This is a genomic window from Methylovorus mays, assembly GCF_020531915.1.
GTDB classification, from domain to species: domain Bacteria; phylum Pseudomonadota; class Gammaproteobacteria; order Burkholderiales; family Methylophilaceae; genus Methylovorus; species Methylovorus mays.
Map to the genome: position 1 here is coordinate 281,557 of NZ_JAJAVG010000003.1, position 13,809 is coordinate 295,365.

General features: G+C 54.9%; 13 protein-coding genes. 10 read left to right on the forward strand and 3 right to left on the reverse strand.

Annotated elements, in window-relative coordinates:
• The first annotated feature begins 169 nt into the window (after nt 1–169).
• The 6 genes from LG203_RS01935 to LG203_RS01960 are packed head-to-tail and all read left to right on the forward strand — an operon-like array spanning nt 170 to nt 6,230.
• Entirely contained in the window at nt 170–1,159 is a 990-nt protein-coding gene (locus LG203_RS01935) for an aminoglycoside phosphotransferase family protein (protein ID WP_230344255.1), read from the forward strand.
• On the forward strand, nt 1,159–1,845 hold the full coding sequence (murU, locus tag LG203_RS01940; protein WP_230344256.1) for an N-acetylmuramate alpha-1-phosphate uridylyltransferase MurU: 687 nt from the start codon (nt 1,159–1,161) through the stop codon (nt 1,843–1,845). Before LG203_RS01935 ends, murU begins: the two co-directional genes overlap by 1 nt.
• Nucleotides 1,846–1,854: 9 nt before the next feature.
• A complete protein-coding gene (locus tag LG203_RS01945; protein WP_230344257.1) occupies nt 1,855–3,159 on the forward strand; it encodes an aminopeptidase P N-terminal domain-containing protein in 1,305 nt (434 codons plus the stop codon).
• Nucleotides 3,156–4,328: an FAD-dependent oxidoreductase gene (locus LG203_RS01950; protein WP_230344258.1), complete on the forward strand. Its 1,173-nt coding sequence runs from the start codon at nt 3,156–3,158 to the stop codon at nt 4,326–4,328. Before LG203_RS01945 ends, LG203_RS01950 begins: the two co-directional genes overlap by 4 nt.
• Nucleotides 4,325–5,485, forward strand: coding sequence for an FAD-dependent monooxygenase (locus LG203_RS01955; protein WP_230344259.1), 1,161 nt, complete (start codon nt 4,325–4,327; stop codon nt 5,483–5,485). The genes LG203_RS01950 and LG203_RS01955 overlap by 4 nt, the downstream gene beginning before the upstream one ends.
• A 22-nt stretch (nt 5,486–5,507) precedes the next feature.
• On the forward strand, nt 5,508–6,230 hold the full coding sequence (locus LG203_RS01960; RefSeq protein ID WP_230344260.1) for a DsbC family protein: 723 nt from the start codon (nt 5,508–5,510) through the stop codon (nt 6,228–6,230).
• Nucleotides 6,231–6,349: 119 nt separating this feature from the next.
• Here the strand turns inward: LG203_RS01960 and LG203_RS01965 are convergent, their stop codons facing one another.
• Nucleotides 6,350–7,561, reverse strand: coding sequence for a type II secretion system F family protein (locus LG203_RS01965; RefSeq protein WP_230344261.1), 1,212 nt, complete (start codon nt 7,559–7,561; stop codon nt 6,350–6,352).
• Between the two features lie 32 nt (nt 7,562–7,593).
• Nucleotides 7,594–9,315, reverse strand: coding sequence for a type IV-A pilus assembly ATPase PilB (gene pilB, locus LG203_RS01970; protein WP_230344262.1), 1,722 nt, complete (start codon nt 9,313–9,315; stop codon nt 7,594–7,596).
• A gap of 417 nt (nt 9,316–9,732) precedes the next feature.
• Between pilB and LG203_RS01975 the strand changes: the two genes are divergently transcribed.
• Complete coding sequence (locus LG203_RS01975) at nt 9,733–9,936, forward strand: cold-shock protein (protein ID WP_013441419.1); 204 nt, start codon at nt 9,733–9,735, stop codon at nt 9,934–9,936.
• A gap of 115 nt (nt 9,937–10,051) precedes the next feature.
• Here LG203_RS01975 and icd read toward each other — a convergent pair whose 3' ends face one another.
• Nucleotides 10,052–11,290: an NADP-dependent isocitrate dehydrogenase gene (gene icd / locus LG203_RS01980; RefSeq protein WP_230344263.1), complete on the reverse strand. Its 1,239-nt coding sequence runs from the start codon at nt 11,288–11,290 to the stop codon at nt 10,052–10,054.
• A gap of 22 nt (nt 11,291–11,312) precedes the next feature.
• Between icd and LG203_RS01985 the strand changes: the two genes are divergently transcribed.
• The 3 genes from LG203_RS01985 (at nt 11,313) to aroC (ending at nt 13,797) form a co-directional block, all read left to right on the forward strand.
• Complete coding sequence (locus tag LG203_RS01985) at nt 11,313–11,849, forward strand: pseudouridine synthase (RefSeq protein ID WP_230344264.1); 537 nt, start codon at nt 11,313–11,315, stop codon at nt 11,847–11,849.
• A gap of 85 nt (nt 11,850–11,934) precedes the next feature.
• Nucleotides 11,935–12,642: a type 1 glutamine amidotransferase gene (locus tag LG203_RS01990; protein ID WP_230344265.1), complete on the forward strand. Its 708-nt coding sequence runs from the start codon at nt 11,935–11,937 to the stop codon at nt 12,640–12,642.
• A gap of 69 nt (nt 12,643–12,711) precedes the next feature.
• On the forward strand, nt 12,712–13,797 hold the full coding sequence (gene aroC, locus LG203_RS01995; RefSeq protein ID WP_015829467.1) for a chorismate synthase: 1,086 nt from the start codon (nt 12,712–12,714) through the stop codon (nt 13,795–13,797).
• The last annotated feature ends 12 nt before the right edge of the window (nt 13,798–13,809 follow it).

Sequence of the window (13,809 nt, forward strand, 5' to 3'; positions counted from 1 at the left end):
TTGGGCTACGCAAAAAGTGTGGGTGAGACTTTGTTATAGGGTGATAAAATCGCATAAATTCAATTTTTAGGCAATGCATATCTTTGTCGCTGATAGCGTGAAAACCGCGTCACGCAAGCATTTGCAGGCGTTGCCACAAGTGTTAATTTTGTCAGGAAATCTTTATCCCATGCGATTGACCCAATTGCAGGCATGGCTGGACCAGGTCCTTGACCATGCCTCTTATCAACTGACCACCGCTTCGGCGGATGCCAGCTTCCGGCGTTATTTTCGAGTGCATCTGGCAGACCGTACGCTGATTGCGATGGATGCGCCGCCACCGCAGGAGGATTGCCGACCATTTGTCGATGTTGCCAAACTATTGCTGGATGCCGGCCTTAATGTGCCGAAAATATTGGCACAGGATCTGGAGCAGGGGTATTTGTTGCTGAGTGACCTTGGTGATACCACCTATCTGCAAGTGCTGACGGCAGACAGTGCCGGCGCCTTGTATCATGATGCCTCCCAGGCACTGGTGGCCTTGCAGCGCGCCAGTCGCCCAGGTGTTCTCCCTCTTTACGACGAAGCCTTGCTGATGCGGGAGATGCATCTTTTTCCTGATTGGTATGTCAAGCGCCACCTGAATATTGCGCTGGATGCAAAACAGCAGGCGGTGCTGGAGCGCACATTTGCCATCCTCACTGAAAACGCCTTGTCCCAGGGCCAAGTGTATGTGCATCGTGATTACCATGCCCGCAACCTGATGCTGTGCGAGCCTAACCCCGGCGTACTCGATTTTCAGGATGCTGTTTATGGTCCGGTCACCTATGATCTGGTTTCCCTGTTCAAGGATGCTTACATTGCCTGGGAAGAAGAGCAGGTGCTGGATTGGACAGTGCGCTACTGGCAATCTGCGCGCGATGCTGGTTTGCCAGTGCCACGGGATTTTTCCGAGTTTTATCGTGATTTTGAGTTCATGGGGGCGCAGCGCCACATCAAGGTGCTGGGGATTTTTGCCCGCCTGAATTACCGTGATGGCAAGGATGGCTATCTCAAGGATATGCCACTGGTGCTGGAATATTTGCGCCGGGTTTGTGCCCGCTATACCGAGTTGCGTCCCATGTGGCGCCTGCTTGATCAGTTGCATGATGTTGCGCCGCAGCAGGGCCTAACCTTCTGATGCGTGCCATGATTCTGGCTGCAGGGCGGGGCTCCCGTATGCGCCCGCTGACTGACCATACCCCCAAGCCATTATTGAAAGCAGGTGGCAAGCCTCTTATCGTTCATCATCTCGAACATCTGGCCGCGGCAGGTTTTTCCGAGGTTGTCATTAATCATGCCTATCTGGGCGAGCAAATTGAGCGGACACTGGGGAACGGCAACGCCTGGGGCCTGTCGATAGAATACTCGCGTGAAGCCGAGGCGCTGGAAACCGCAGGCGGTGTCGCGGCGGCCTTGCCTTTGCTGGGCGATGCGCCCTTTCTGGTGATCAGTGGCGATATTTATGTCGAAGCGGATTACCGGCAGTTAAGTGAAGGTGTGCTGGCAGAAGGAGATGCTGCACTGGCCAGTCTGTGGATGGTGGACAATCCATCCTGGCATGCTGCTGGGGATTTTGGTCTGGTCAATGGTTTCATTCAGCTGGATGGCAATCCCAAACTGACCTATGCCAATATTGGTGTTTTTCAGCCCGCTTTTTTTGCCAGCGTACCCGCCGGGACGAGCATGCCCATGTTGCCTCTGTTCAAGGCAGCGATTTCCAGCGGGCGACTGGCTGGCCGGCATTTTTCGGGCGTTTGGGACAATATCGGCACGCCCGCCCAGCTGGCCCAGCTGGATGCTTATCTGAATGAGTCACATGCTTAAGGTTATGCCATGCTAGATATACCGCATTTGCAATCCCGACGTGCCACCCTTGCCAGTCGCATGGGGCAGGGCATCGCCATTATTCCCACCGCGGCCGAGGCCTTGCGCAATCGGGACACTCATTATCCCTACCGCTATGACAGCTATTTTTACTACCTGACGGCTTTTACCGAGCCCGAGGCTGTGATTGTGGTGATTGCGGGCGACAGCCCCAAAAGCATCCTGTTCTGCCGCGACAAGGATATGGAGCGCGAGATATGGGATGGTTTCCGGCATGGTCCTGCCGGTGCGCTGGCGGAGTTTGGTGTCGACGAAGCGTATTCCATCAGCGAACTGGATACCCGCATCCTGGCCTTGCTCGCCAATCAGCCAGAGCTTTACTTCAGCCTGGGCGCCGATGCGGCCTGGGATCAACGTGTGACAGGATGGATCAATCAATTGCGCAGTCAGGGCCGGGCTGGGGTCAGCGCGCCGGCTGCGATTCGCGATGTGAGAGCCTTGCTGGATGAGATGCGGCTTATCAAGTCGCCGCAGGAGATTGCCACCATGCGCCGCGCCGCGGTGATCTCCGCAGAGGCGCATGCGCGTGCCATGCAGGCCACCAAACCCGGCAAGCATGAATACGAAATTGAAGCCGAGTTGCTGCACACTTTTTATCGCCATGGCAGCCAGTATCCGGCGTATACCTCCATCGTGGCAGGCGGAGCAAATGCCTGCGTACTGCATTACATCGCCAACAATGCGCCGCTCAACGACGGCGATCTGTTGTTGATCGACGCGGGCTGCGAGCTGGATGGTTATGCTTCGGACATTACACGTACCTTTCCGGTCAATGGCCGGTTCAGTGCCGCGCAGAAGGATGTTTACGAACTGGTGCTGGCGGCGCAATACGCCGCCATCGCCCAGGTCAACCCGCAATCGCATTGGAACGCGCCGCATGAAGCCGCGCTCAAGGTATTGGCGCAAGGCTTTATTGATCTGGGCCTGTGCCGCGGCACGGTGGATGCGGTGCTGGAGTCAGGCGATTATCGCCAGTTTTACATGCATCGCACCGGTCATTGGCTGGGCCTCGATGTGCATGATGCCGGGGAGTACAAGTGCGATGGCGAATGGCGCACATTGCAGCCGGGCATGATGCTGACGGTAGAGCCTGGATGTTACATTCGCCCGGCCGAGGGTGTGCCGGAGGCCTTCTGGAACATCGGCATCCGCATTGAAGATGATGCGTTGGTGACGGCTGAGGGCTGCGACATCATTACCGAAGCTGCGCCCAAGACGGTGGCTGCGATTGAAGAACTGATGAGGACATCATGAGCGATCAGTCCGATATCATTATCGTAGGCGGCGGCCCGGTTGGCGCTACTCTGGCACTGACCCTGCGGCAGCAGGGGCTGCGCGCCACCTTGCTGGAGGCACGCGCGCCAGGTGCTGCGCATGCGGATCAGCGTGCGCTGGCACTATCCTATGGCACGCGGGTGATACTGGAAAAGCTCGGCTTGTGGGGCCAGCTCGCAGAGCAGGCCACTGCTATCAACACGATTCATATTTCCCAACGTGGCAGCCTGGGCCGCTCACGTTTGCGGGCGGAAGAGCACGGCCAGTCAGCACTGGGGTATGTGCTTTCCTATGGCCATCTGACCCGGGTTCTTGATTACGCCCTGCAGCAGGACAACGAGACCGATATCCGCCATGAGGCCGAGGTGCTGACCATTACGCCATCCGCTGAGCATGGCGAGGTGATCTACCGGCAGCATGGCGTCACGCATACCTTGACTGGCAAGCTGGTTGTGCTCGCTGATGGGGGGCGTAGCCTGGGCGATATACTTGGACTGAAGCGCGAAACCAAGCATTATGGACATGATGCACTGGTCACCAAGGTGCGTGCTGAGTTGGCCCATGACAATATTGCCTATGAGCGATTCACGCCGGATGGCCCGGTCGCATTGCTGCCTAATGGGCCGCGGGATTTTTCACTGGTATGGACCGGGGAGGCGGCCGCCGTCCATGCTTTGCTTGAGTTGCCGGATGATGTCTTCCTGCAGCAGTTGCATGAGCATTTTGGCGATCGCGTAGGACGATTTCTACAGGTGGAAAAGCGCATGAGCTTTCCGCTTAAACTTTCCTACCTTGATCCGGTTACCGCGCCGCATCTGGTGGTGATCGGCAATGCCGCTCAGACCATGCATCCCGTGGCTGGGCAGGGTTTCAATGTGGGGCTGCGCGATGCCTGGGAGCTCGCCAGAAAGATTGCCGAAACATCCCCTGCGGCATGGGGGAGTCCGGACATGTTCAAGGCCTACAGTGCCAGCCGCAAAACCGACACCAAGCGCGGTTTGCTGTTTACCGATTTTCTGGTCAACCTGTTTTCCAATGAGATCGTCGGGCTCAACCGCATGCGGGGGATGGGCCTGGGCTTGCTTGATGTTGTGCCGTTTGTAAAACACAAGCTGGTACGCAAGATGAGTTTTGGGAGCCGTGGATGATGAAGCGAACGGAGATGGTGGTGGTTGGTGGTGGCCTGGTCGGTTTGGCAACAGCGCTGGCTGCTACGCGCCAGGGCATGCAGGCCGTCTTGCTGGATCGTTCAGCGCGGCCAGCGCTGGCTAACCCGGATGGCTGGGATAGCCGTATCTATGCCATTACGCCAGGAAATGCGGCCTGGCTGGATAAGCTTGGCGCGTGGTCGCGTATCCCATCGCAACGTATTTGCCCCATTGATCGCATGATGGTCTGGGGCGATAGCGCCGAAGATCAGTTGCAATTTGCTGCTGAAGATATCAGCACCCCACAGCTGGGCTTTATTGTTGAAAACGCTGCGCTGCAGCAAGCCTTGCTGGAAACCCTGGACGACGCTGCCGTGGATCTGCGTTTTGAGGTCGTATGTCGGAGTGCCTCTTTGAGTGACGAAGCGGCTACGTTGACCTTGAAAAACGGTGAGAGAATCAATGCCGACTTGCTGGTGGCAGCCGATGGCGGCGCTTCCTGGGTGCGTCAGCAGGCGGGGATAAGCAGCGATAAGCATGTGTATGCTCAGCAGGGGCTGGTGGCGAATTTTGAAACGGCATTGCCGCATGGCAATATCGCGCGGCAATGGCTGAACAAGGATGGAATTCTCGCCTGGCTGCCTTTACCCGGGAACCGCATTTCGATTGTCTGGTCCACGGAGAGGGCAAAGGAATTGCTTGCTCTGGATGCGGCAGCCCTTGAAGCCTGCGTGGCTGAAGCCGGTCAGCATGTGTTGGGGGCCTTGCGGCTCATTACGCCTGCAGCTGCTTTCCCGCTGGTCAAGCAGACATCGCATGCGCTGGTAGCACCGCATCTGGCGCTGGTGGGGGATGCCGCACATCAGGTGCATCCACTCGCCGGGCAGGGAGTCAATCTGGGCTTTCGTGATGTGATTTCCCTGATGCAGACTCTGACCAGGCGGCATGCTTTGCAGGGATGGGGTGATCTTCACCTTTTGCGTCACTACGAGCGGTCGCGCAAGACGGATATGGTATCGTTGCAGGGATTGACGCATGGTTTGCAGTTGCTGTTTGCCACGGAGCACCCGTTGTTAAGGCGTCTGCGTAATCATGGCATGCGACTGGTAGAGCAATCTGCACTGAAAAAGTCGCTGATACAGCACGCTATTATTTAAGCAGTTTGATTAAGGATATTTCATGATTAAGAAGTTGATGGGAATGATGCTGGTCGCGGCGTTCAGTCTGAATGTCCACGCCGATGAAGCCAGCCTGCGCAAGGCGATTGAAGCCACGTATCCCAAAGTGCGGGTTGAAAGCATTACCAAAACCACTTATGCCGGGCTGTACGAAGTGTTTCTGGACGGCCAGATCATTTACACCGATGATAAGTTCAGTTTTCTGATTGCTGATGGCCGCCTTATTGAACCCAAGACCAAGCGCGATGTGACCGGTGAGCGTCTGGATGAGCTGACCAAGGTGGATTTCTCTTCCTTGCCGCTGGACCAGGCCATCAAGGTGGTTAAGGGCAATGGCAGCCGCAAGCTGGTCGTGTTTTCTGACCCCGACTGCCCTTATTGCAAACGGCTTGAGCAAAAAGAGTTGGTGAATATCAACGATGTCACCATCTACACCTTCCTCTATCCGCTGGAGCAATTGCATCCGGATGCCGTGAATAAGTCCAAGGCCATCTGGTGCGCAGCTGACCGTGCCAAGGCCTGGCAGGATTGGGTGCTGAATGGGCAACTGGCCAAAGCCGGAAATTGTGACACCTCCGCGATTGATAAATCCGCCGAGCTCGGTCGCAAACTGGGGGTGGTGAGCACGCCAACGCTGATTTTTGCAGATGGCAAACGCATGCTGGGCGCCTACCCTGCCAAGGATATTGAAAAAGCCATGAGTAGCACCCCAGCCAAGAAATAACAGCCGGCTGACGTTTGGGGAGCAATAAAAAAAAGAGGCGGGAGACCGCCTCTTTTTTTTGTGGCTGATTCACTAGGAACCCACCTTAACTGATTTCCCAGCATTCTTTGGCTTCTGTATTACACCACTTGTCCCATCTTGAAGATAGGCAGGTACATGGCGATCACCAGCCCGCCGATCAGTGTGCCCAGTACGACCATGATAATAGGTTCCATCAGGCTGGATAAGGCTTCTACGGCATCATCGACTTCGGCTTCGTAGAAATCCGCGACTTTGGACAGCATGGAGTCCAGCGCGCCAGATTCTTCACCAATGGCGACCATCTGCAAAACCATGTTGGGGAATACTTCTACATTCTGCATGGCCACGGTAAGACTGGTACCAGTGCTGATCTCGCTTTGAATCTGCTTGGTTGCTTCATAGTAAACGCGATTGCCCGATGCTCCGGCAACGGAATCCAGAGCCTCAACCAGCGGCACGCCAGCGGCGAACATGGTGGAAAGTGTGCGGGCAAACCTGGCAATCGTGGCCTTGCGTATCAGCTCACCAAACACCGGGATTTTGAGGATAAGCCGATCCATGGTCGCCTGCATCTTGATCGAGCGCTTCCATGAATAGAAGAAAAACCAGACGCCGCCGCCAATCGCACCGAAAATGGCCCACCAGTATTCGACGAAAAAGTCTGAAATGGCCATGACGACGAGGGTCGGGGCTGGCAGGTCCGCGCCAAAGCTGCTGAATAGCTCCTTGAATGCCGGGATCACGAAAATCATGATGACGGCGGTGATGATAAAGGCGACAACAATAATCGACACGGGGTAAAACAGCGCCGACTTGATCTTGCTTTTAATCGCGAGAATTTTTTCTTTGTAGGTCGCCAGCCGATCAAGCAGTGAGTCCAGGATACCGGCTTGTTCACCAGCCCCTACGAGGTTGCAGTACAAGGCATCGAAGTACAGTGGGTATTTGCGGAACGCCTGACTCAGGCTGCTACCAGTTTCCACATCCGATTTGATGTCACCGAGCAGTTTGGAAACGGCGGGATTGTTATGGCCTTTGCCAACAATTTCGAAAGCTTGCAGTAGAGGAACCCCGGCTTTCATCATGGTGGCCAGTTGGCGCGTAAACAGGGTGACATCCTTTTCCTTCACCTTGCCGCCAGATTTCAGGCTGCTCTGTTTTTTGATCTTGGTAACGGTAATGCCCTGGCGACGCAAGGTGGCATTCACAAACGCTTCACCGCTGGCCTTGACTTCGCCTTTGATTTTTTTGCCTTTTTTGTCCGTGCCTTCCCAGGCGTAGATCACTTCCTTGCTAGCTTGTGCGGCCATAATTATCCCTGAGTGATGCGGTGGTTGGCGGATTATTCATTGGTCACTGCCTCTACCTCTGCGATGGAGGTGAGGCCCTGTTTGACTTTCATGAGGCCTGACTGGCGAAGGTCGCGCACGCCTTCGCGCTTGGCCTGGTCAGCAATGTCATGGGCTGTGCCGTTTTTCATGATGATGCGGCTCATTTCATCCGAGACAGGCATGACCTGGTAAATGCCCACCCGGCCTTTGTAGCCGCCATTGCACATTTCGCAGCCACCCTCGCGGGGCCCATACAGTTGCCAGCTTCCATCCAGATCAGCCTCGGTGAATCCCACGCTGAGCAGCGCTTCTTTTGGCAGATCCAGTGGCTCCCTGCAATGCGGGCACAAGCGTCGGGCCAAGCGCTGCGCCGTAATCAGCGAAACAGCCGAAGCAATGTTGAAAGGCGCTACGCCCATATTCATCAGGCGGGTCAGCGTCGATGGCGCATCATTGGTGTGCAGGGTGGACAGCACCATGTGGCCTGTTGAGGCGGCCTTGATCGCCATGTCGGCGGTTTCCAGATCGCGAATTTCACCGATCATGATGATATCGGGATCCTGCCGTAAAAACGCTTTCAATGCGGCGGCAAAGGTCAAGCCCTGCTTGTCATTGACATTGACCTGGTTGATGCCAGGCAAGGGGATTTCAGCAGGGTCTTCTGCAGTGGAAATGTTGACGCCTGGGCTATTGAGAATGTTGAGGCAGGTGTAAAGCGACACGGTTTTACCGGAGCCAGTTGGCCCGGTGACCAGCACTAATCCGTATGGGCGGCTGACGGCACTGAGCAGCGCCTCTTTCTGGTCTGGCTCATAACCCAGTGCTTCAATGCCCAGCGTTGCGCTGCTGGGGTCCAGAATCCGCATGACGATTTTCTCGCCATTGATCATGGGCAGAGTGCTGACACGGAAATCGATAGTCCGGGTTTTGGACAGCACCAGCTTCATGCGACCATCCTGTGGGACACGCTTTTCCGAGATGTCCAGATTGGAGATCACCTTGATACGGGATGCCATCTTTTCCTTGATGGCCAGTGGTGGCTGGGCAATTTCCTGCAACACGCCATCCACACGGTAGCGTATGCGGTAGTACTTTTCATACGGCTCGAAATGAAGGTCGGATGCCCCCATGTTGATCGCATCCAGCAGGATTTTCTGGATGTATTTCACTACCGGGGCATCGTCAATCTCTGCACTGCTGACTTCTGGTTCCAGTGGTTCGTTGCCGGACTCCATGTCCAGACTGAAATCATCGCTCATGTTGAGCGATTGCATGCTGGTATCACTAGCCTCAACCAGTCTGGCAATCCACTTGCTCAGCTTGTCCTCTTCCACCACCACAGGGGATAGCGCCATACCTACCTGGAATTGCACATCATCCAGAGCATGCAGGTTGGTGGGGTCTGACAAGGCCACAAACAGGGAGTTGCCACGACTTTGCAATGCCATGACGCGGCTACTCGCCATCAGCTTGGCATCGATGGTTTTTGCAGGGATGTAGTCAGGATTTAAGGCATCAAGATCAAACAAAGGGAAGCCAAAAGCATTGGCCGCCGTCTCGGCAATTTTGAGCGCAGGAAGTTTCTTGCTCTGCACCAGCTGACTTACAAATGGCACTCGCTGGGCGCTAGCAACCGCTTGCACGCTGGCAGCGTCCTCTTCGGATAGTAGATTCTCCTGCACCAGCATGCGTGCAAGCCCGCCTAACTTACTGGGGAGGGTGGTGGCTGCCATTCAAATAACCGACCTTGCTGTGCTTGTATTAGGAGTTTTCACGACATTTAATAATGCACGGTCAGCTTTTTTTTGTAAAGTAAGTGACATATGCGGGTGACAAATTTTGCATTTCAATACAGATAAATAGCAATTGCACTTAATGAATCAAGTGAATACTGGCTGCATGCTGCATCAAGGCGGGTAAATAGCGTTTTTTAATTAGGTACTTAGCAGCATTGTATTGCCGATGTTTTAAAAAGTTCAAATAAAATGCAAAAAACGCTAAAAAAACCTTGACTTCTTGATTCAACACACGTAAAAACGCGTTCAGGCGTTTGGATTCGAGGTCATAGTAGCCGGCACTACCGACTTAAAGTCTTGAAGTACAAACTTTTGAGGACGCCTCCTCTTAATGTTTTTGCAAGGAAGTATGAAATGGCAACAGGTACCGTAAAGTGGTTTAATGACTCCAAAGGTTTTGGTTTCATTACCCCGGACGATGGTGGCGACGATTTGTTCGCACACTTCTCCGCAATTGTAGAGTCTGGCTACAAAAGTCTTAAGGAAGGTCAGCGCGTAAGCTTTGACGTTACCGAAGGCCCTAAAGGCAAACAGGCTTCCAACATCCAGAAGGCCTAAGCTTTTTAAGCTAACCAGTCTTCATGAAAACGGCCCGTCACGCGGGCCGTTTTCATTTGTAGTGAGCTTTGCCTATGTTAGTCACCCGAATGGCGTGGCTAACATAGATTGCTGATTACATGTTGTTGATGATTTCGTCGCCAAATTGAGCGCTGCCAACCTGCGTGGCGCTTTCCATTTGCGAGGAGAAGTCATGGGTAACACGTTTGGCGCTAATGGCTTGACCAACGCCTTTCAGGACCAGATCGGCAGCTTCTGTCCAGCCCATATGGCGCAACATCATCTCAGCGGAGAGGATGAGTGAGCTTGGGTTGGCGATATCCTTGCCAGCGATTTTGGGGGCGGTGCCGTGGGTTGCCTCAAACATGGCTACGGTGTCAGACAGATTGGCGCCTGGCGCAATGCCAATCCCGCCAACTTGCGCGGCTAGCGCGTCGGACATGTAGTCGCCATTCAGGTTCAGGGTGGCCACCACGTCATAATCCTGCGGATGCAGCAGAATTTCCTGCAGGAAAGCATCGGCGATGCAATCCTTGATGATGATGCCATTTGGCAGCTTGCACCATGGTCCACCGTCAATCTCCACCGCACCAAATTCTTCCTTGGCGACTTCATAACCCCAGGTCTTGAAACCACCTTCAGTGAATTTCATGATGTTGCCTTTGTGGGCAATGGTCACGGATTTGCGGTTGTTGTCGATCGCATATTGAATAGCCTTGCGTACCAGACGCTTGCTGCCATCCACCGATACTGGCTTGATGCCGATGGATGAGGTTTCGGGGAAGCGGATTTTCTTGCGCACACCCATGTCGGAAAGGAAGTCGATGACTTTCTTGACTTCATCGGTTCCTGCCGCCCACTCGATGCCGGCATAAATATCTTCGGTATTTTCACGGAAAATTACCATGTCGGTTTTTTCCGGATGCTTGACCGGGCTGGGAACACCGGTGAAATACTGTACCGGGCGCAGACATACATACAGATCGAGTTCTTGACGCAAGGTCACATTCAGTGAGCGGATGCCGCCACCGACCGGGGTCGTCAGCGGGCCCTTGATCGAGATTACATAGTCACGCACGGCCTTCATGGTTTCTTCAGGCAGCCAGGTGTTTTCCCCGTACACCTTGGTCGCTTTTTCACCTGCGTAGACCTCCATCCAGGCAATCTGGCGTTTGCCGGCATAGGCCTTGTTCACTGCTGCATCGACCACCTTGATCATAGGGGGCGTAATATCGATGCCAATGCCATCGCCCTCAATAAATGGGATAATCGGCTGATCGGGAACGTTGAGAGAGTTATCTGCGTTTACGGTGATTTTTTCGCCAAAGCCAGGCACAACGATTTTTGTAGACATTGAGTAGATCCCTAGAAATTAAATGCTTATTCTGTTCAACAAGCCTTTTGGCGTAGTTTGCCAGTTCAGCGCGCATGAAAATCATCCCACGCTCAAGGATTACATCGCGATGCCGGATGTATATGCAGCGGGGAGACTAGATACGGACAGCGAAGGTTTGCTCATTTTAACCGATGACGGCCGCTTGCAACACAGGATTGCGCATCCCAAGCATAAAGAAATCAAGATATATTGGGCTCAGGTGGAAGGAGCGCCGGACGATGAAGCACTATCGCCGCTACGTCGAGGTGTCGACTTGGGCGATTTTGTCACTCAGCCTGCACAGGTGAAGGTTATGGCCGAGCCTGCCCATCTATGGGCACGGGTTCCGCCCATCCGCGAGCGCAAAGCCATTCCCACCACCTGGCTGGAAATCCGCATCAGTGAGGGTAAGAACCGTCAGGTCAGGCGCATGACGGCCAAGATCGGCTTTCCTACATTAAGATTGATACGCTATGCGATAGGCTCGCACACTTTGGGCGGATTGCAACCTGGCGAGTTTGAAATACTGGAGACCTGATGGTTTCGTGTCAGTCCAAAACCATGGAAACTACGCCCTGATGAATTTCGTTTTTTAATTAACCCGCTATTTATGAGGATTACGCATGAAGCCCGTCATCATTTTTCGTCACGCTGCGGTTGAAGGCCCTGGATTTCTGGCGCAGTTTCTGGATGCGCATCAGATTCCCTGGCAGTTGCTGAAAATTGATCAAGGAGAACGCGTACCGGCATCCATTGCCGACTACAGCGGTGTGGTCTTGATGGGTGGTCCCATGAGTGTGCATGATGATCTGCCATGGATTGCCCCTGTGCTTGGCCTTATCCGGGAGGCTTATGCACTGGATATTCCTCTGCTTGGACACTGCCTGGGTGGGCAGTTGATCAGTCAGGCTCTTGGCGGCCAGGTGACGCTGAACCGGATCAAGGAAATCGGCTGGGGTGAGGTGTCACCGACGGCAGCGCCGGAAGCAAAGGCCTGGTTTGGTGATCAAGCCCATTTTCTGGCATTCCACTGGCATGGCGAAACCTTTGCGCCGCCACCAGCGGCCACGCCCTTGCTGGTCAGCCCCTATTGCGAAAATCAGGCCTATGCCATCGGCAAGCATCTGGCCTTGCAATGTCATATTGAAATGACCGAGCAAATGGTGCTGGACTGGTGCCGTGTCGGGGCGGATGAAATCCAGGCCGCTGCGGCCAGCCCCGGTGTGCAGCAAGTCGCCGATATCACGGCGGCGCTGAGTGCAAATGTGGCGGTGCTGCAGCAAACGGCAGAGCGCGCCTACACGCACTGGATTCGCGGCCTCAAGGCTTGAGGCGCGGCGTGCCAGTCTGGCGCTTATGGTAAACTTCAGCCTTTTCAGGCTTATACGCAAGAGAATCTCATGTCCGGCAATACACTAGGCACACTTTTTACACTTACCTCCTTCGGTGAGTCGCACGGCCCCGCCATTGGCGGTGTGGTAGACGGGTGTCCGCCGGGCATGGCGCTCAGCGAGGCGGATCTGCAAGTGGAGCTGGACAGACGCAAACCGGGCACCTCGCGCCATGTCACGCAGCGCAAGGAGCCGGACACGGTTGAAATCCTCTCAGGCGTGTTTGAAGGGAAAACCACCGGCGCGCCGATAGGCTTCATTATTCGCAATCAGGATCAGCGCAGCCAGGATTACGGCAAGATCGCCGAGACATTCCGCCCCGGCCATGCCGATTACACCTATTGGCAAAAATACGGCATCCGCGACTACCGTGGTGGTGGTCGCTCCAGTGCCCGCGAAACGGCGGTGCGCGTGGCGGCAGGCGCCATTGCCAAGAAGTGGTTGAAAGAGCGTTATGGCGTCACCATCCAGGGCTATATGAGCCAGCTGGGTGAGCTGACCATTCCCTTCGAAACCTTTGATGCCGTGGCAGAAAATCCTTTCTTTGCGCCCAATCGCACCATCTTGCCTGAGCTTGAGGCTTATCTGGACAAGATTCGCGCCGAGCGTGACTCGGTAGGCGCCCGCATTTCCGTGGTGGCGCGTGGTGTGCCGGTAGGCTGGGGCGAGCCGGTCTACGACCGGCTGGATGCCGAGCTGGCGTATGCCATGATGAGCATCAATGCCGTCAAGGGCGTTGAGGTCGGCGCAGGGTTTGCCAGCGTGGCACAGCGTGGCTCTGAACATAGCGACGAGCTGACGGCGCATGGCTTTGCTACCAATCATGCCGGCGGCATACTCGGCGGTATTTCGAGTGGACAGGATATTGAAGTCCACCTCGCGCTCAAGCCAACGTCCAGCATTCCACAAGAGCGCCGTTCCATCGACAAGCAAGGCGAAGAACTCACCATGCAGACGACTGGTCGCCATGACCCCTGTGTCGGCGTGCGTGCGACGCCCATTGCCGAGGCCATGATGGCGCTGGTGCTCATTGATCACGCCTTGCGTCATCGTGCGCAATGCGGCGATGTTGTGACCCCCACGCCACATATCTGATTTCTCTCTGAA